The 15,614-nt window shown below is 62.7% G+C and carries 17 protein-coding genes and 1 riboswitch; of the genes, 13 read left to right on the forward strand and 4 right to left on the reverse strand.

From position 1 onward, the window contains the following. The first annotated feature begins 242 nt into the window (after positions 1–242). The 4 genes from HBH1_RS18960 to HBH1_RS18975 all read left to right on the forward strand — a co-directional run bounded on the left by HBH1_RS18960 (position 243) and on the right by HBH1_RS18975 (position 3,879). Entirely contained in the window at positions 243–1,217 is a 975-nt protein-coding gene (locus tag HBH1_RS18960) for a chemotaxis protein (protein ID WP_006465609.1), read from the forward strand. A gap of 169 nt (positions 1,218–1,386) precedes the next feature. Continuing rightward, entirely contained in the window at positions 1,387–2,430 is a 1,044-nt protein-coding gene (gene cobT, locus HBH1_RS18965) for a nicotinate-nucleotide--dimethylbenzimidazole phosphoribosyltransferase (protein WP_102663972.1), read from the forward strand. Between the two features lie 49 nt (positions 2,431–2,479). Next, the gene (locus tag HBH1_RS18970; RefSeq protein WP_199181625.1) at positions 2,480–3,262 is read left to right on the forward strand and encodes an adenosylcobinamide-GDP ribazoletransferase; all 783 of its coding nucleotides are present in this window, start codon (positions 2,480–2,482) and stop codon (positions 3,260–3,262) included. A 2-nt stretch (positions 3,263–3,264) separates the two neighbouring features. Beyond that, positions 3,265–3,879, forward strand: coding sequence for a histidine phosphatase family protein (locus HBH1_RS18975; protein ID WP_102663974.1), 615 nt, complete (start codon positions 3,265–3,267; stop codon positions 3,877–3,879). A gap of 33 nt (positions 3,880–3,912) precedes the next feature. On the opposite strand, the gene HBH1_RS18980 is transcribed toward HBH1_RS18975, so the two are convergent. Continuing rightward, a complete protein-coding gene (locus HBH1_RS18980) occupies positions 3,913–4,566 on the reverse strand; it encodes a response regulator (protein WP_102663975.1) in 654 nt (217 codons plus the stop codon). Beyond that, on the reverse strand, positions 4,559–5,986 hold the full coding sequence (locus tag HBH1_RS18985) for a cache domain-containing protein (protein ID WP_102663976.1): 1,428 nt from the start codon (positions 5,984–5,986) through the stop codon (positions 4,559–4,561). Before HBH1_RS18985 ends, HBH1_RS18980 begins: the two co-directional genes overlap by 8 nt. Before the next feature lie 321 nt (positions 5,987–6,307). Between HBH1_RS18985 and HBH1_RS18990 the strand changes: the two genes are divergently transcribed. The 8 genes from HBH1_RS18990 to HBH1_RS19025 all read left to right on the forward strand — a co-directional run bounded on the left by HBH1_RS18990 (position 6,308) and on the right by HBH1_RS19025 (position 13,214). Then, the gene (locus HBH1_RS18990) at positions 6,308–6,691 is read left to right on the forward strand and encodes a response regulator transcription factor (protein WP_102663977.1); all 384 of its coding nucleotides are present in this window, start codon (positions 6,308–6,310) and stop codon (positions 6,689–6,691) included. Further along, positions 6,688–7,311 (forward strand): chemotaxis protein CheC, encoded by a 624-nt coding sequence (locus HBH1_RS18995; RefSeq protein WP_102663978.1) that lies wholly within the window; start codon positions 6,688–6,690, stop codon positions 7,309–7,311. Before HBH1_RS18990 ends, HBH1_RS18995 begins: the two co-directional genes overlap by 4 nt. Further along, positions 7,308–8,270, forward strand: a complete 963-nt coding sequence (locus HBH1_RS19000) for a sensor domain-containing diguanylate cyclase (RefSeq protein ID WP_102663979.1) — start codon at positions 7,308–7,310, stop codon at positions 8,268–8,270. Before HBH1_RS18995 ends, HBH1_RS19000 begins: the two co-directional genes overlap by 4 nt. Positions 8,271–8,581: 311 nt before the next feature. Further along, complete coding sequence (locus HBH1_RS19005) at positions 8,582–9,007, forward strand: hypothetical protein (RefSeq protein WP_102663980.1); 426 nt, start codon at positions 8,582–8,584, stop codon at positions 9,005–9,007. 155 nt (positions 9,008–9,162) lie between these two features. Further along, complete coding sequence (gene htpX / locus HBH1_RS19010; protein WP_102663981.1) at positions 9,163–10,041, forward strand: protease HtpX; 879 nt, start codon at positions 9,163–9,165, stop codon at positions 10,039–10,041. 175 nt (positions 10,042–10,216) lie between these two features. Continuing rightward, entirely contained in the window at positions 10,217–11,857 is a 1,641-nt protein-coding gene (gene ybaL, locus HBH1_RS19015) for a YbaL family putative K(+) efflux transporter (protein ID WP_102663982.1), read from the forward strand. Between the two features lie 95 nt (positions 11,858–11,952). Continuing rightward, a riboswitch (FMN riboswitch) is annotated at positions 11,953–12,121 on the forward strand. 88 nt (positions 12,122–12,209) lie between these two features. Then, the gene (locus HBH1_RS19020; protein ID WP_102663983.1) at positions 12,210–12,725 is read left to right on the forward strand and encodes a 6,7-dimethyl-8-ribityllumazine synthase; all 516 of its coding nucleotides are present in this window, start codon (positions 12,210–12,212) and stop codon (positions 12,723–12,725) included. A gap of 177 nt (positions 12,726–12,902) precedes the next feature. Beyond that, on the forward strand, positions 12,903–13,214 hold the full coding sequence (locus HBH1_RS19025) for a hypothetical protein (RefSeq protein WP_006465596.1): 312 nt from the start codon (positions 12,903–12,905) through the stop codon (positions 13,212–13,214). Positions 13,215–13,345: 131 nt separating this feature from the next. Here HBH1_RS19025 and HBH1_RS19030 read toward each other — a convergent pair whose 3' ends face one another. Then, positions 13,346–13,900, reverse strand: coding sequence for a DUF2242 domain-containing protein (locus tag HBH1_RS19030; RefSeq protein ID WP_102663985.1), 555 nt, complete (start codon positions 13,898–13,900; stop codon positions 13,346–13,348). A 369-nt stretch (positions 13,901–14,269) separates the two neighbouring features. Between HBH1_RS19030 and HBH1_RS25495 the strand changes: the two genes are divergently transcribed. Then, complete coding sequence (locus tag HBH1_RS25495; RefSeq protein WP_233207655.1) at positions 14,270–14,413, forward strand: hypothetical protein; 144 nt, start codon at positions 14,270–14,272, stop codon at positions 14,411–14,413. A gap of 85 nt (positions 14,414–14,498) precedes the next feature. Here HBH1_RS25495 and HBH1_RS19040 read toward each other — a convergent pair whose 3' ends face one another. Continuing rightward, on the reverse strand, positions 14,499–15,428 hold the full coding sequence (locus HBH1_RS19040; protein ID WP_146012877.1) for a hypothetical protein: 930 nt from the start codon (positions 15,426–15,428) through the stop codon (positions 14,499–14,501). Between the last annotated feature and the right edge of the window lie 186 nt (positions 15,429–15,614).

Here is a 15,614-nt window from a genome sequence, read left to right on the forward strand (position 1 = left end):
GGCTCGCATTTCCATCAGCACACGGCTTTTCCTCCTCGCCGGCGCAGCGGCCTTGCTCCCTGGGCATTGCCCATCCTTCTTCCGGGACATCTCTCGCGACGTCGTATTTCAGCCTGATTCAAATTGCAGAAAATCAAAAAAATCGTATATCAGTGATTGCCTGATTGCCACGGCCAACTTTCCCCACTACATTGCTGGAGCAGGTCTTTACCTGTCACATCCATTCGAATCGGGGGGAAGATATGGATAGTTTCCAGAAAGAGATCGATGAGAGAACCAATCTCACCGCATCTAACAAATTCGAGCTGCTGCTATTCCGTCTGGGGGCGGATCCTTACGGCGAGCGCTCTGAGCTGTTCGGCATCAACGTCTTCAAGATCCGCGAAATCGTGCCCATGCCGCCCGTCACCAAGGCGGCCGGGACGCAATCGCCGATGCTGGGCATGGTCAACATCCGGGGCCAGATCATTTCGGTCATCGACTTGCCGGCCGTGGTCGGCTGTGTACCCAAGACCGGCCTGAACATCCTGCTGGTCACCGAATATGCCCGCAGCACCCAGGCCTTTGCGGTGGAGTCGGTGGACGAGATCGTGCGCCTGGAGTGGAGCCAGGTGCTGTCGGCCGAAACCAGCAGCGGCGGCGCCTTCGTCACCAGCATTGCGCGCCTGGACAACGACAAGGACACCAGCCGTCTGGCTCAGGTGCTGGACGTCGAGCAGATCCTGCACGAGATCATGCCCAGCGACCGTCACCTGAAGATGGAAAGCCTGGAGAAGAGCACCGGTCATGGCATCCGTCCGGGGACCGTGGCCATTGCCGCGGACGATTCCAAGGTGGCACGCTCGCTCATCGAGCAGGGCTTGCGGGCCATGGAGATTCCCTTTGAAATGCACGTCACCGGCAAGGAAGCCTGGGAGAAGATCCAGAAACTGGCCAAGGAAGCACGCGCCGAGGGCAAGCCGATCTCCGACAAGATTTCCTTCGTCCTGACCGATCTGGAAATGCCCGAAATGGATGGCTTCACGCTGACCCGCAATATCAAGCGTGAAGATTTCCTCAAGAGCATTCCCGTCATCATCCACTCCTCATTGTCCGGTTCGGCCAACGAGGATCACGTGCGCAGCGTGGGGGGCGACGCCTATGTCGCCAAGTTCGAAGCCAACGAGCTGGCCTCGACCATCTACGGCGTGCTGGACAAGGCGGCCGTGAAGGCCTGATCGCTGCCATCACCACGGGCCGGCCAACAGCGGCCAAGGGCAGGGAGTGGCAGGGCGCCCTGCCTTTTTTGCGTCCGCACCGCGCTTCGTCGTCGCCTTCGGTCGCGGCGATCTCTTATACTGTCGCTCCCTTGATCCTGCCGCGCCATGCGGCGCCCAGCACGACGCCATGCAGATTCCCACCCTCGTTTCCACCCACGATGCCGCGCTGGCCGCGCGCCTGGACGCACGCATCAACGACAAGACCAAGCCACAGGGCAGCCTCGGCGCGCTGGAGCGCCTGGCGCGCCAGATCGGACTGATCCAGGCGACCGATCGGCCCACCCTGCGCCGGCCGGCCATCGTCGTCTGTGCCGGCGACCATGGGGTGACGGCAGAGGGCGTCTCCGCTTATCCGCAAAGCGTGACCTGGCAGATGGTCGAGAATTTCCTGGCCGGCGGCGCCGCGATCAATGTCTTTGCGCGACAGAACGAATGCGCGCTGACCATCGTCGACGTCGGCGTCAATCATGATTTCGGTGTTCGTACCGGCTTGCTGGATCGCAAGATTGCCCACGGCACCGCCAACTTCTGTCATGGCCCGGCGATGACGGCAGTGCAATGCGAGGCCGCCATCCAGGCGGGGCTGCAGTGGGCCGCGTCGGTGGATGCGGACGTGCTCGGTTTTGGCGAGATGGGGATCGGCAATACGACTGCGGCGGCCGCCTTGATGGCCGCACTGACCGGCATGGCCGTGGAGGATTGTATCGGCGCCGGCACCGGGTTGGACCAGCAGGGCATGGCGCGCAAGGCCGATGCCATCACGCGTGCGTTGCGCCTGCACGCGCAAGGGAGTACGCCACTGGCGCCGCTGGAACAACTGGCGGCGCTGGGTGGCCTGGAGATTGCCTTCATGGTCGGCGCCATGCTGGGCGCCGCCAAGCGGCGCCTGGTCCTGCTGATCGACGGTTTCATCGTCACGTCGGCGCTGCTGGTGGCGGCGGCCTTGCAGCCGGCGGTGCTGGACTACTGCGTGTTTTCCCACTGCTCCGACGAGGCCGGCCACGGTCGCATGCTGCAGTATCTGCAGGCCCGACCGCTGATGCAGCTGGATCTGCGCCTGGGCGAGGGCACCGGCGCTGCGCTGGCCTTGCCCCTGCTGCGGGCGGCCGTCAATTTCCTGGAACAGATGGCGACCTTCTCCTCGGCCAGCGTCAGCGTCAAACATGGCTGATCCGCGCCAGGACTCCGGGGACTCCAGGGACTCCACATCCGGCACGGGCATGCTGTATCAGCTGCGGCTGTTCTTCATCGCCCTGCAGTTCTTCACGCGCCTGCCGATTCCGCGCTGGGTTGGCTTCCAGCCGGAATGGCTGCAGCGTTGCACGCGCTATTTCCCGCTGGTGGGCTGGATCGTGGCCTGGGTCTGCGCCCTGGTGTATCTGCTGGCAGTGCAGTTCTGGCCACATCTGCTGGCGGTGCTGTTGTCGACAGCGGTGGGCATCTGGCTCACCGGGGCGTTTCACGAGGATGGCTTTGCCGATGTCTGCGATGGCCTGGGTGGTGCAGTGGGGCGCGAGCGGGCGCTGGAGATCATGCGCGATTCGCGTCTGGGCAGCTATGGCGTGATCGGGATTGTCCTGCTACTGGCCCTCAAGGTGGCTGCGCTCAACGCATTCCTGCCCCTGCAGGTGCTGGCCGTACTGGGCATGGCCCATCCGGTGTCGCGCTGGCTGGCCACCTGCCTGATCTGGCGCATGGACTACGTGCGCGAGCAAGGCAAAGCCAAGCCGCTGGCCCAGCACATGCGTGGCGGTGAATTCCTGCTCGCTTCGCTGTGCGCGGCGCTACCGGTGATCGGCGTGTGGGCGCTCGGCCTCATGTCGTGGCAACGCATCGTGGTGGGCGTGCTGCTCGCGGCGCTCGCTGCGGTCTGGCTGGCGCGACGTTTCCAGCAGCGGCTGGGGGGCTACACCGGCGATTGCCTGGGGGCGGTCCAGCAAATGAGCGAGACCGCGTTCTATCTGGGCACACTGGCCACGCTGCCAGGCTGGTGGACTGCCTGACCATGCTGCTCTACCTGATCCGCCATCCGCAGCCGGTATTGGACCAGCACACCTGCTATGGCCGCAGCGATATCGCGGTTGCACCCGAGGTGCAGCGGCAGTGCCTGGAGCAACTGCTCACGCAACTGCCGCGCGATGTGCCGGTGTTCAGCAGTCCTCTGCGTCGCTGCGCCGGGCTGGCGCAACAGCTGGCGGTGCGGCTGGAGCAGACAGGCGCGGTGCTGGAACGTGATCTGCAGGAAATGGATTTCGGCAGTTGGGAATTGCGCCGCTGGGACGATATCCCCTGGGCCGAGGTCGAGGCCTGGAACCAGGATCTGCTGCACCATGCACCCGGTGGCGGCGAGACACTGCCGGCGATGGCCCGGCGCATCTGGCAGGCCCTTGAGCGCCTGCGCGCACGCGCTCTACCGGCTGCCATCGTGGTCTGCCATGCGGGATCGATCCGCATGCTGCACGCCTGCGCCCAGTGGCGCGCAGAGCAGGGTGACATGCTGGCCCCGCAGCAGCAGGCATACGAAGACATTGCCCTGCGCGCCATGGCGCAGCGACGCCAGATCGGGTTTGGGGAAGTGATTCGCCTGAGCTTGCCCGCCATGCCCACACCAGCGGCGTGACGTGCATCATGCCGGCCAATCGGCCTGCACCCGTCAGGACGTGCCGGTGCTGTTGCGTGACTCCACCGCGAACTTGATCAGCTCGGCCTGCCCATCGATGTTGAGCTTGCGCTTGATGTTGAGTCGATGCGTTTCCACCGTGCGTACGCTCAGGTCCAGCTCGCGGGCAATCTGCTTGTTCGATTCGCCGTTGGCGATGTGCTGCAGCACCTCCCGTTCGCGCTGCGTGAGCAGGTCGCGCGGCGGCAGCGGCTGAGTCAGCTGGCGTGCCAGTGCCGCGCTGTAGTAGATGCCGCCCGAACGCACGGTCTCGATGGCCTGCACGATATCCTGGCTGGGGGCATCCTTGAGCACATAGCCACGGGCGCCGGCCTGGATCGATTGCATCACGTATTCAGCCTTGTCGTGCATGCTCAGGATGAGCACCGCGATCTCCGGATGCAGGGCGTGGAAGCGGGCGGTCAGCTCGATCCCGTTGATGCCGCGCATGTTGATGTCCATCAGCGTCAGGTCGATCTGCTGCGCGCTGGCGGCGGCCAGCGCTTCCTCGGCGTTGCCGGCTTCGGCCACCACCAGCAGGCCGGGTACCATTTCCAGGCGTGCCCGCAAGCCGTCCCGCACCAGCGGATGGTCGTCGATGAGCATGATGCGGGTCAGTGCCGGTGCGATGGGAATGAATTCAGCCATGGGAGGAGAGGAACAGGGAAGAACGGGGAATGATGGCGCTGATGCTGGTGCCGGCGGCCGACGAATCGATCGCCAGTTCGCCGCCCACCGACTCCATGCGCTCGCGCATGTTGCGCAGACCGATGCCGTGGCGCGAGTGATCATCCACCTGGCCCAGGTCGAAGCCGCAGCCATTGTCCTGGACTTGCAGCATGATCAGGTTGTGGCCACCGTAGAGGCGCATCCTGATCTGGCTGGCGTGCGCATGGCGGGCGATGTTGGTCAGCGCCTCCTGGGCCACCCGGAAGAGCACCGTATTGACCACGTCGGACAGCGGCGCGCCATCGCCGATGTTGCCTTCGCTGACGAAGGTGATGCGGCTTTCCGTGCGCTCGCCATCGGCATCATTGCCGCGACCGTCGCCGACAGCATCGCGCCATTCACCGCAGAGATGTTCCAGTGCCGCCGCCAGGCCGAGGTCGTCCAGGATGGCCGGACGCAGGTCGTGCGAGATGCGCCTTACTTCGGCCAGCACCCCATTGATCTGGGTCGCGGTCTTCTCGAAGCCCAGCCGCGCCTGGGCGGCCTGCTCGGGTGTGCCGCGCAGGCGTTCCAGGGCTGCCTCGATCTGCAGCTTGATCGATACCAGCCATTGGCTGATGCCGTCATGCAGATCGCGTGAGAGGCGGGCGCGTTCTTCTTCCTGCGAGCGCACCACGCGCTGCGCCAGCTGGCGCAGCTTGGCGTCGGCCACGCGGTGTTCGCTCAGGTTCAGCAGGACGCCGGCCAGGCCCACCACCAGCGCGCTGGAAAGTGCAATGGCGGCGATCAGCAGCATGGTCCGGCGCAGGTGGCCGGAGTTCTGGTGATCCACCTGGGCCAGCGCCTTGTCGACGTCGTCGAGATAGATGCCGGTGCCGATCACCCAGCCCCAGCGAGGCAGGCTGATCACATAGCCCAGCTTGGGCGCCACCGCCTTGCTGGATGGCTTGCGCCACAGGTAATGTTCGAAGCCGCCTCCCTGATGGGCCAGCGTGATCAGGTGCTGGATGGTGAGGCTGCCGGACTCGTCGCGCCAGTCCCACATGTCCAGTCCCACCAGTTCCGGCTGGCGCGGGTGGACGATGTTGCGGCCATGGTCGTCATAGACGAAGAAATAGCCATCGTCGCCGAACTCCATGTCGGCCAGGATGCGGCGCGCCTCTTCCTTGATGGCGTCGTCGCTGCGCCCGGTGTCGTAGAGATGGGCCAGTGCGTGCCGGGCCAGGTCCACGTAATGCCGCAATTCGGTGTTCTTGCTGGCCAGATAGGCCGCTTCGATGGTGGCGCGCTGCTGGCGGGCCAGCTCCACCGCCTGGTAGCGCACCACCAGCGCAATGGCGGCAAAGGCCAGTCCCAGGGGAACGATGGCAAGGAAAATGATCTTCTGGCGCAGCTTCATGCCCGCGATTCTACCCAAGGGCTGCCGACGCCGCCGAAAATCTGCATTGCGCCGGCGTCATGCTATTGCCACAGGTCAAGATGTCGGCTGCAGTGGCGTGAGAAAGCGGTCCCACCGGAGTAATATTCATGTTGCATCTTTGATAGATGCAGGTTTTATCAGGGATTCCCCCATACGGCCCGGCTTGATTTTGATTTATCATTCTTAAATGTCTGACAACTTGTCAGTAGGTGTCAGCATTTATCCCGTTTTTTCTGCATTTTCGTTCAGCTGTTTGTTTTCAGCTTGTATTCAGCTTTCTGATAGTCAAAGTGATTCAAGATGGTTAATGACGCAACAGGCAAGACCCTCCTCATCGTCGATGACAGCAAGGTATCGCGCATGGTGATCAAGGCCCACGTGCTGGCGGCGCACCCGGATTGGCAGGTGGTGGAAGCGGCCAGCGGGGACGAGGCGATCCGCGTGGTGCAGCAGAATGCGCCGCATTACTGCACGATGGACATCAACATGCCCGGCATGCTCGGCACCGATGCGGCCGAGCAGATCCTGCAGCTACAGCCCAGTGTGCGGGTGGCGATCTTCTCGGCCAATATCCAGGAGGCCGCACAGACGCGGGCCCAGCAACTGGGTGCCGTGTTTGTCGCCAAGCCGGTCACGGAAAAGTCGATCGCCCAGGCCTTGCTGCATTTCCGGGGACCGGTGTGAGCATCCTGTCGGAAATCGAACGCGATGCCCTGACCGAGATCTTCAATGTCGGTGCCGGTCGCGCTGCGCAGAGCCTGTCGGAAATCGTCGGCGATGAAGTGCGCCTGACCGTGCCTTCGGTGGAGGTCTTGCGCACCGACGCCATCAACGAGCAGCTGCTACCGCGTATCCAGGGCCGCTTTGCCACGGTGAGCCAGAATTTCTATGGCCCCTTCGATGCCGAAGCGGTGCTGCTCTTTACCGAAGACCGGGCGCTGGCCATCGTGCGTGACATGATGGGGTCGCAGATGAGCCTGGACCAGTTGGCCGAGTTCGAACGCGAAGCCATGTGCGAACTGGGCAACATCATCCTCAATGCCTGTCTGTCGGCCATGGCGGACATGCTGGAGATCACGCTCAACAGCTCCCTGCCGCAGTACGTGGTGTCCTCCCCGGAGGAGATTTCCTCGCGCCTGTCGGAGGTGCAGTCCGACGAGCGCTATGTGCTGGTGCTGCACATCGATCTGGTCATCGAAAAACACCAGACCGACGGCCATCTCATCTTCCTGCTCAGTTCCACGTCCTTGCACGCACTGGTCGAGCATGTCCAGGCCTATCTGAGGAAGATCGAGTTGACATGAGCAGTTTCGTTGCCGGGCGCTTCCGCTTGGAGGACGTCTACGACCAGCTCAATTGCGGCCTGGTCATGCTGGACAGGGACTTGAACATCCTGCTCTGGAACGCCTGGATGGCGCGCCACAGCCGTGTGCCTGCCAGCGCTGCCATCAATGCCGACTTTGCTGCGCTGTTTGCGGGACAGGTGACACCGGCCCTGCTGCGCGCGCTGGACAACACCCTCAGCTACGGCCTGCCATCACTGCTCTCCAGCGCCTTGCACCGGTCGCCCTTGCCGCTCTACCCGCACCATCCGGGCGGGCAGGGGGAGGGCGCCCAGAGGATGGCGCAGTCGGTGGTGCTCACGCCCATCGACAATCCGGACGGCCAGCGGCTGTGCCTGATGCAGGTCACCGACGCCAGCAATTCGGTCAAGCGCGAGAAGATGCTGCTGTCCCATTCGGAAGTGCTCAAGCGCCAGGTCGGTACCGACGGCCTGACCGGCATCCCCAATCGCCGCTACTTCGACGAGAACTACACCCGTGCCTTGCAGCGGGTCCAGGAAGAGGGGGGAACGCTCTCCCTGTTCATGATCGACGTCGATTATTTCAAGCAGTACAACGACCTCTATGGTCACGGTGGCGGCGATCGCGTGCTCAAGCGCGTGGCGGAGACCCTGCGCACGCACCTGCAGCGCCCGGATGACGTGCTGGCGCGTTATGGTGGCGAGGAATTCATCCTCCTGGTCCGCAATCTGCAGCCGCAGCAGGCTGCCGAGCTTGGGGAGGCATTGCGCCAGGCGGTCTATCAGCTGGCCGAGCCCCATGACAAGTCGCTGGTCGAGCGGCGCCTGACCATCAGCGTCGGCGTCTGCACGCGTGAACTGCAGGACGATAACGACGGTCGTCAGCTGCTGGAAGCGGCCGATGCCGCGCTCTACCGCGCCAAACTCGGTGGCCGCAACAAGGTGGTCTCCATTACCTAGGTCAATTTCTTCACCTTTGTGTAAAACAAGGGCAATTTATTGGAAACCCTTGCTCAGCAAGCATGTCAGAAACTGTCAGGGTGCTTATCAACAGGCTTGTTCACAGCTTTTGTGGATAACTTTCCTGCCGGCTTGATTCTGGGGAGCATGGTCGGCACTTGATCGACAGCGGGCTGGCGGTGATATTGCGTATAATGCCGGGCCGTCATTGCTGACGAAATGCTGACAGATATTTCCTTTTTGACACCCGTGGGTTGTCCCCGCTCTTTGCTCCGTCTCTTTGCTCCGTTTTTCCACCTGACAAGGATTTGATGCGCCGATTGCTGCTCCTGTTGTTGACTCTGCTGATCCCGCTGCAATTGCTGGCAGCCACGGGAGAGTCACAGCTTCGCGAGCAGTTGCGCACCGGATTGCACAACGCATCGCACTCCGCTGCCGGCGCGGCTTCTTGCCCGCAGGCCGGCCCGGACCTGCGTGGCTGGCACGCATTGACGACACTGGCCGGTGTGACTGATGTGGCTGATGTGGCTGGCGCGACCGCCAGCGAGCCCGGCGCACCCGTGGACGATGATGATGACCGGCCCTCGCTGCAAGGTGAGCTGGAAGACCCCGGCTTGCCGGCGCGCATCGCCACCCCGGAGCTGCGCTGGTACCCGTTTCCCCACGCCTTTTCGGCAATCCCTGCCTGGTCGTCCTACCTGCGAGACCAGTTGCGGCCGCCGCCATTGGTGGCCTGAGCGCGCCTGATCTGCGCGCGGCCTTGTCGCGTCCCCAGTGATGGCCCCCGCCAGCGGCGGTGCGCTCCCTCTCCCTGATTTCCCGTGTTCCCGTTTCCCCCGTCTTGGTGACCGGCCCGTGCCGGACGCTTTCATTTCGTTCTACAGGAAAAACCATGAAACGCATTGTTCTCTTCCTCGTTACCAACCTGGCCGTGATGCTGGTCCTGAGCGTCACAGCCAGTCTGCTCGGGGTGAATCGCTATCTCACCGCCAATGGTCTCAACTTCGGCATGCTGCTGGTGTTCTGCGGCCTGATGGGGTTTGGTGGCTCCTTCATTTCGCTGTTCATGTCCAAGACCATCGCCAAGTGGTCGACCGGTGCGCGCGTGATCGAGCAACCGCAGAATTCCACCGAACTGTGGCTGCTGCAGACCGTCCAGACCCTGGCCGCCCGTGCCCAGTTGCCGATGCCGGAAGTGGCGGTCTATGACGGCCCGCCCAATGCCTTCGCCACCGGTGCCAGCAAGAGCAATTCGCTGGTGGCGGTGTCTACCGGCCTGCTGCAGGGCATGACCAAGGAAGAAGTGGAAGCCGTGCTGGCCCACGAGGTGGCGCACATCGCCAATGGCGACATGGTGACGCTGACCCTGATCCAGGGTGTGGTCAATACCTTCGTGATGTTCTTTGCCCGCATCGTCGGCTATTTCGTCGACTCCTTCCTGCGTCGCAACAACGAAGAAAATTCCGGCCCCGGCATCGCGTATATGGTGACCGTCTTCGTCTGCGAGATCGTATTCGGCATCCTGGCCAGCGTGATCGTCATGTACTTCTCGCGTCAGCGCGAGTATCGCGCCGATGCCGGTGCCGCCACGCTCATGGGTTCGCGCGCGCCGATGATCAATGCCCTGCGTCGCCTGGGCGGCCTGCAATCCGACGGTCTGCCGCAGAACCTGCAGGCGTCCGGTATTTCCGGTCGCGAGGCCTGGCTGGGACTGTTCTCCAGCCACCCGCCGCTGGAGTCGCGCATCGCCGCCCTGCAGGCAGCCCGTTGATCGCCACGGCGCAGTGACCGCAGACGGCGGACCAGTGGCGTCGCGCCAAGCGCCGCAGTTCGCCGCCGTGGTCGCCCGACGGCCATGTTAGTCTTTGCGTGGTCGTCGGTGTCCTTCGTGCTTTATCTGCAGTCATCTCCATCAATTTCATCCACACAGAAAGGAAGCCTGACTGATGCCCCATCACACCCCCCTGATTGCCACCATTGTCGCAGGCCTGGTGCTGGCCTTTATCTTCGGCACCCTGGCCCATCGTCTGAAAATGCCGCCGCTGATCGGCTATCTGGTCGCCGGTATCGCCATCGGCCCCTTTACTCCCGGTTTCGTGGGCGATGCCGACCTCGCCCAGGAGCTGGCCGAGATCGGGGTGATCCTGCTGATGTTCGGAGTGGGGCTGCACTTCTCGCTCAAGGACCTGCTGTCGGTCAAGAACATCGCCATCCCCGGGGCGGTGGCCCAGATCGCCATCGCGACCTTGCTGGGCATGGGCATGGGGTGGGTGCTGGGATGGCCGGTGGGTGAAGGTTTCCTGTTCGGCCTGGCCTTGTCGGTGGCCAGTACCGTGGTGCTGCTCAAGGCCCTGCAGGAGCGGCGCCTGGTGGAGACCCAGCGTGGGCGTATCGCAGTCGGTTGGCTGATCGTCGAAGACATTGCCATGGTGTTGGCGTTGGTGCTGATCCCGGCGCTGTCGGGCATCCTCGGCGGCAAGGGCGAGGCCCTGAGCGGCAATGCGGTGCTGCTGACGCTGGGGATCACCCTGGGCAAGGTGGTGGCCTTCGTGGCGGTGATGCTCATCGTCGGTCGTCGCGTCATTCCCTGGATCCTGGAGCGCATTGCCGATACCGGCTCGCGCGAACTGTTTCGCCTGGCGGTGCTGGCCATCGCGCTGGGCTTCGCATTGGGCTCGGCCTATGTGTTCGGTGTTTCCTTCGCGCTGGGGGCCTTCTTCGCCGGCATGATCCTGTCCGAATCCGAGTTGAGCCATCGCGCCGCCGAGGAATCCCTGCCGCTGCGTGACGCTTTCTCGGTGCTGTTCTTCGTTTCGGTCGGCATGCTGTTCGATCCCTCCATCCTGGTGCGCGAGCCCTTGCTGGTGCTGGCGACGGTGTTCATCATCGTGGTCGGCAAGTCGCTGGCGGCATTGATGATCGTGCGGGTCTTCGGACACCCGAATTCGACCGCCCTGACAATTTCGGCCAGCCTGGCGCAGATCGGTGAATTTTCCTTCATCCTGGCAACGCTGGGACTGTCGCTGGACCTGCTCTCGCCGATGGCACGCGACCTGATCCTGGGCGGCGCCATCCTCTCCATCCTGCTCAATCCCTTGCTGTTCTCGCTGCTGGATCGCTACGAGGCACGCCAACCCAAGGAGCCAGACGCCGACAATGCGCCACCGACCGTCGACCTGCAGGATCACGTGGTGCTGGTCGGTTATGGACGGGTGGGGCGCGGCATCGGCGAGCAACTGCGTGCCCAGGGCCGGCCCTTCGTGGTCATCGAGGCGCAACGGGAAAACCTGGATGCCCTGCGCAGTGCCGGTGTGCCGGCCCTGTATGGCAATGCCGCCCAGAGCGAGCTGTTGAAGGCGGCGGCGGTGGACCGCGCGCGCTGGTTGCTGGTGGCCATTCCCGAGGTGTTCGAGGCCGGCCAGGTGATCGAGAACGCGCTGGAGCTGAACGCCGGGCTGCAGGTCGTGGCGCGGGCCCATTCGGATGCCGAGATCGAGCACCTGGAAAAACATGGTGCCCAGCGCGTCATCATGGGGGAACGCGAAATCGCCCGTGGCATGCTCGACATGGTGGGGCAGGGCGCCTGATGGTTCGGTCAACGCGCCGATGGCCTGCAGCAATTTTCTATGCGTGCTAAAGTCGCGGCTGCTGCTGTGGCGGGCTCACTGTCCGCTGCACAGCAACAAGTTCTCGGGGCGGGGTGAAACTCCCCACCGGCGGTAATCAGGCGAGGTCACCCGACCTCGTCTGTAGCCCGCGAGCGCCCGGCCTGCCATCATAGCGGGACGGGGTCAGCAGACCCGGTGTGATCCCGGGGCCGACGGTCATAGTCCGGATGAAAGAGAACGGAGTGTCCGGCATGGCAGCCCTGCGCGAGCAGTGTGCTTGCGGCCGCGCATTCCAACGCCCTGTTTAATCATCGAACAGGAGTCCTGAACCATGTCGCAATCGCATCTTTCTGCAGTGTCTTCCCATCACGGTCAACGTATCGCCTTCATCCAGGCTTGCTGGCACAAGGATATCGTCGACCAGTGCCGTATCGCCTTCACCGCGGAAATGGCCGCACTTGGCTGGCCGAGCAGCACCATCGATTTCTTCGAACTGCCTGGTGCCTTCGAAATCCCCCTGCATGCCAAGGTCTTGGCCAAGACCGGCAAGTATGCCGGCATCGTCGCCAGCGGCCTGGTGGTCGATGGCGGCATCTACCGTCACGACTTCGTGGCACAGTCGGTCATTTCAGCCCTGATGCAGGTGCAGCTTGATACCGAAGTGCCGGTCTTTTCGGCCGTCTTGACCCCGCATCACTTCCATTCCCATAGCGAGCACCACCAGTACTTCCACGAGCATTTCCTGGTCAAGGGCAAGGAAGCGGCACAGGCTTGCGCCACCACCGTGGCCAAGCTGGCGGAGGTGCGGGCTGCCGAGGCTGCGCGGCATAGCCTGAACGCGGCCTGAATGAGGTCGGCCAGGCGCGCAGGCGGCTCGCGCAGGGGGAGCGGATTCAAATCTTTGTTCACATTTTGCTTAACGATTGTGAAGCATTTGCTTACAACCCTTACGGCTTTGGCCTAGAGTTGTCAGGATTGGCGGGCTATATTCACGCTACGTAATCCAGAACAACGAGGAGCTATCGTGAAAAAGTCGATTCCCCTGATGGCCGGCCTGGCCGTCTTCGCTGCCGTAGCCGGCCTGTCGGCCGCTCCGGCCATGGCCGGGCATGTCTCGATCGGCGTGAACATCGGCGTGCCGGGCGCCTACGTGGCTCCGCAGCCGGTCTACGTGCAGCCAGCACCGGTGTATGCACCCCCGCCGCCGGTTTATGTTCGCCCGGCTCCGGTTTATTACGGTCCGCCGCCGGTCTATGTGGCGCCGGGCTATTACCGTGGGCACCATCATCGTCACTGGCACCGTCCGCCGCCGCCTCCGGGCTACTGGCATCGTTGATGTCGGGGACAGGCTACCCCTGGTGAGTTGGGGTGTGCCGGCGAAAAAAATGGCGGCCGAGGCCGCCATTGTCGTATCCGCGATGTGAACCTTGCGACGGGCGTGGTGAGCCTCGCGCCTGAATCCGCGGCCTACTTCTTGGTCGGAGCGGCTTCGTCGTCGACGTCGACCAGCAGATAGCGCTCTGCCGCGCCGAAGAAGCGGTCATAGAAATCGGGCGAGCGGATGGTCTCGCTGGAGACGCGCACCATGGAGTCGTCGCTGGCGGCGAAGGGCATCGACACCGAACCCAGCACGCTGACTCCGAGGCTGGCCGAACTGTTGCTCTTCTTGATGCCGTAGCCGTCCTGGGTGGCGCTGGCGAACATGGTCGAACTCTTGCCGTTGCCATTGGAGGCGCAGACCACGTGAAAAGCGATTTCCATGTGCTTGTCGCTGGCCGGCTGGAAGCTCTTGTTGCCATCCATGGTGTTGTCGGTGGAACGGCTGATGACGTAGCCCTGGCCCAGCAACGCCCGGCGTGCAGCCTCGCAGACGGCCTTTTCGCTACCGGGGAAGCTGCGCGAGAAGGCGCTGGTATCGCTGAATTCTTCCTGGTGGTAGAAGGCGGTCTTGCCGGTGGAGCAGGCGGTCAGTCCAAGGGCGAGGACCAGGGTGAGCGGGACATAAACACACGGGCGCGACATGCAGCTGATCTCCGGCGACAGAAAATGGTGGCTGAATTGTAAAGGATTCGCCTGACGCAGGGTTTGGGCAGATGGTAAAGATCGGTAACAGAAGGCTTATCACCGAATGAGAACAGATGTGAAGAGGTTCGCAAGTCCCTTGCGTGAAGGTAAAATCACTTGTGAAATTGCCTGACTGAAAGTATCTTTAGGTGAGTCAAGAAAGTGGCGTTCGGGAGTGGTCTTCCATCGGGACGATCATGAATCTGCGCAGCGAGCTGGGCAAATTCGCATACGGCCTCGTCAAGGATAATGGATAAAAATCAGAAAGCGGAATTGGCGCGCATCCAGAAGGAATTGGTGGATGCACACAATAAGGCTGCGTGGCAGATGGCTGCCACGATCATCAAGGCTTCGCTGGTCAAGAATGGCATGGATCAGCCGCCCACCGCTGCTGAACTGGCGGACCTCAATGCCACCATCACCAATCTGCGCAGCGTGGCCGAGGATGCGCTGGAGTTGCTCAAGCGCTGATCTTGCGCCGGACTGCACCGGCGGGGCAGCTTGCCCGAGCAGGCCATATCGGCTCATCGTTCCTTCCATACACATCATGCCGACATCAAGAGTGCTCGCTGCCTTCAGGGGCTGCTGGCGGCCGACGTCGTTGGCGGCGCTTCAGGTAGTACAGCATGGCCGTCAAGCTCGCCAATCCCAATGCCCAGTTTCTCTGATGAAGCTGATATGCCGCTGATGTTCCCGGCAGGGTAATCAAACCATTCAAGACGGCGTTCGGCCCCATGACCAACGTCAGACTGGCGCTTAAATTGAACAAGCGACCCAGGGCGCCAGGTGATGCGCCCAGTCCCTCGGCAACCAGCAAGACCGGCAGCGCCAGGAAGCTCAGGTTTTCCATCCCGCGGAGCTGGGGATAGAAATGTCCCAATCCGGTGGCAATGCCATGAAAGCTCAGTACCAGGATGATGCCGGCGACCACGTACAGGCTGCTGCGCAGTGCCCGCCTGATTTTTTCCGCGCGGGAGTACGATGAGGTGGTACGCATGGGGGGCTGGCTGAAATACTGCGTGACCTCCTTGCGCGTGATCAGGTAGAGCAGTCCGGCTACGAAAGGAAATAGGGCCAGGGCATACGCCCATTTCAGGTTCGAAGCCACCATGGGTGCCAGCAACGGAAGCGGGAATACGATCAGGCTGACGTAGAAGATGAGGCGCGCCCACTTTTTCGCAGCCAGGAATCCCCATGCCAGCAGCGGGTTGTAGATCAGGCAAAGGGTCAGGGACACGATCGCGATGATGGCCTGTGACCTGACCGGGAACGGCAGGGACGACGTGGCGACATTCCAGTAGTAGCGGCCCAGCAGAAGCATCCAGATGCACATCATCCCCGCGCTGATCAGTGCGGCGTAAGCCATGATGGGCACCACCGACGGCGTTGACGGCATTGAAGGAGAAATCGGCGGAAGTGCCGGGGACTCCTCGGCTTGCCCATGGAGTTCAGGTGGGGTGGGCGAGGGTGGGGCGGCGGTATTCATGTTGAGATCGGGCGGTTTTTCTTTCCCGGTGGCCCGTTTAATGGAAAATAATTGCCTATATTAACTCGAATTTCTGAACGGAAATGTTTTCGGGGCGGACGCGACCGGAAAAGAAAAGCCAGGCTCGCCGTGGGTACTGCCATTCTTTGGCGCATGGCCGGCGATGGGAGGGCGGGATTTTGTGGG

The sequence above is a fragment of the Herbaspirillum sp. BH-1 genome (assembly GCF_002870055.1).
In the GTDB taxonomy this organism is placed as follows: Bacteria; Pseudomonadota; Gammaproteobacteria; order Burkholderiales; family Burkholderiaceae_D; genus Herbaspirillum; species Herbaspirillum frisingense.

What these genes read in the sequence shown, in the direction of transcription:
- htpX (WP_102663981.1), top strand. Translation starts at nt 9,163, where the DNA reads ATGAAACGCATTGTTCTCTTCCTCGTTACCAACCTGGCCGTGATGCTG.
- HBH1_RS18985 (WP_102663976.1), bottom strand. Translation starts at nt 5,986, where the DNA reads ATGAAGCTGCGCCAGAAGATCATTTTCCTTGCCATCGTTCCCCTGGGA.
- HBH1_RS18975 (WP_102663974.1), top strand. Translation starts at nt 3,265, where the DNA reads ATGCTGCTCTACCTGATCCGCCATCCGCAGCCGGTATTGGACCAGCAC.
- HBH1_RS19020 (WP_102663983.1), top strand. Translation starts at nt 12,210, where the DNA reads ATGTCGCAATCGCATCTTTCTGCAGTGTCTTCCCATCACGGTCAACGT.
- ybaL (WP_102663982.1), top strand. Translation starts at nt 10,217, where the DNA reads ATGCCCCATCACACCCCCCTGATTGCCACCATTGTCGCAGGCCTGGTG.
- HBH1_RS18990 (WP_102663977.1), top strand. Translation starts at nt 6,308, where the DNA reads ATGGTTAATGACGCAACAGGCAAGACCCTCCTCATCGTCGATGACAGC.
- HBH1_RS18970 (WP_199181625.1), top strand. Translation starts at nt 2,480, where the DNA reads ATGCTGTATCAGCTGCGGCTGTTCTTCATCGCCCTGCAGTTCTTCACG.
- HBH1_RS19030 (WP_102663985.1), bottom strand. Translation starts at nt 13,900, where the DNA reads ATGTCGCGCCCGTGTGTTTATGTCCCGCTCACCCTGGTCCTCGCCCTT.
- cobT (WP_102663972.1), top strand. Translation starts at nt 1,387, where the DNA reads ATGCAGATTCCCACCCTCGTTTCCACCCACGATGCCGCGCTGGCCGCG.
- HBH1_RS18980 (WP_102663975.1), bottom strand. Translation starts at nt 4,566, where the DNA reads ATGGCTGAATTCATTCCCATCGCACCGGCACTGACCCGCATCATGCTC.
- HBH1_RS19040 (WP_146012877.1), bottom strand. Translation starts at nt 15,428, where the DNA reads ATGAATACCGCCGCCCCACCCTCGCCCACCCCACCTGAACTCCATGGG.
- HBH1_RS19000 (WP_102663979.1), top strand. Translation starts at nt 7,308, where the DNA reads ATGAGCAGTTTCGTTGCCGGGCGCTTCCGCTTGGAGGACGTCTACGAC.
- HBH1_RS18960 (WP_006465609.1), top strand. Translation starts at nt 243, where the DNA reads ATGGATAGTTTCCAGAAAGAGATCGATGAGAGAACCAATCTCACCGCA.
- HBH1_RS19005 (WP_102663980.1), top strand. Translation starts at nt 8,582, where the DNA reads ATGCGCCGATTGCTGCTCCTGTTGTTGACTCTGCTGATCCCGCTGCAA.
- HBH1_RS25495 (WP_233207655.1), top strand. Translation starts at nt 14,270, where the DNA reads ATGGCTGCCACGATCATCAAGGCTTCGCTGGTCAAGAATGGCATGGAT.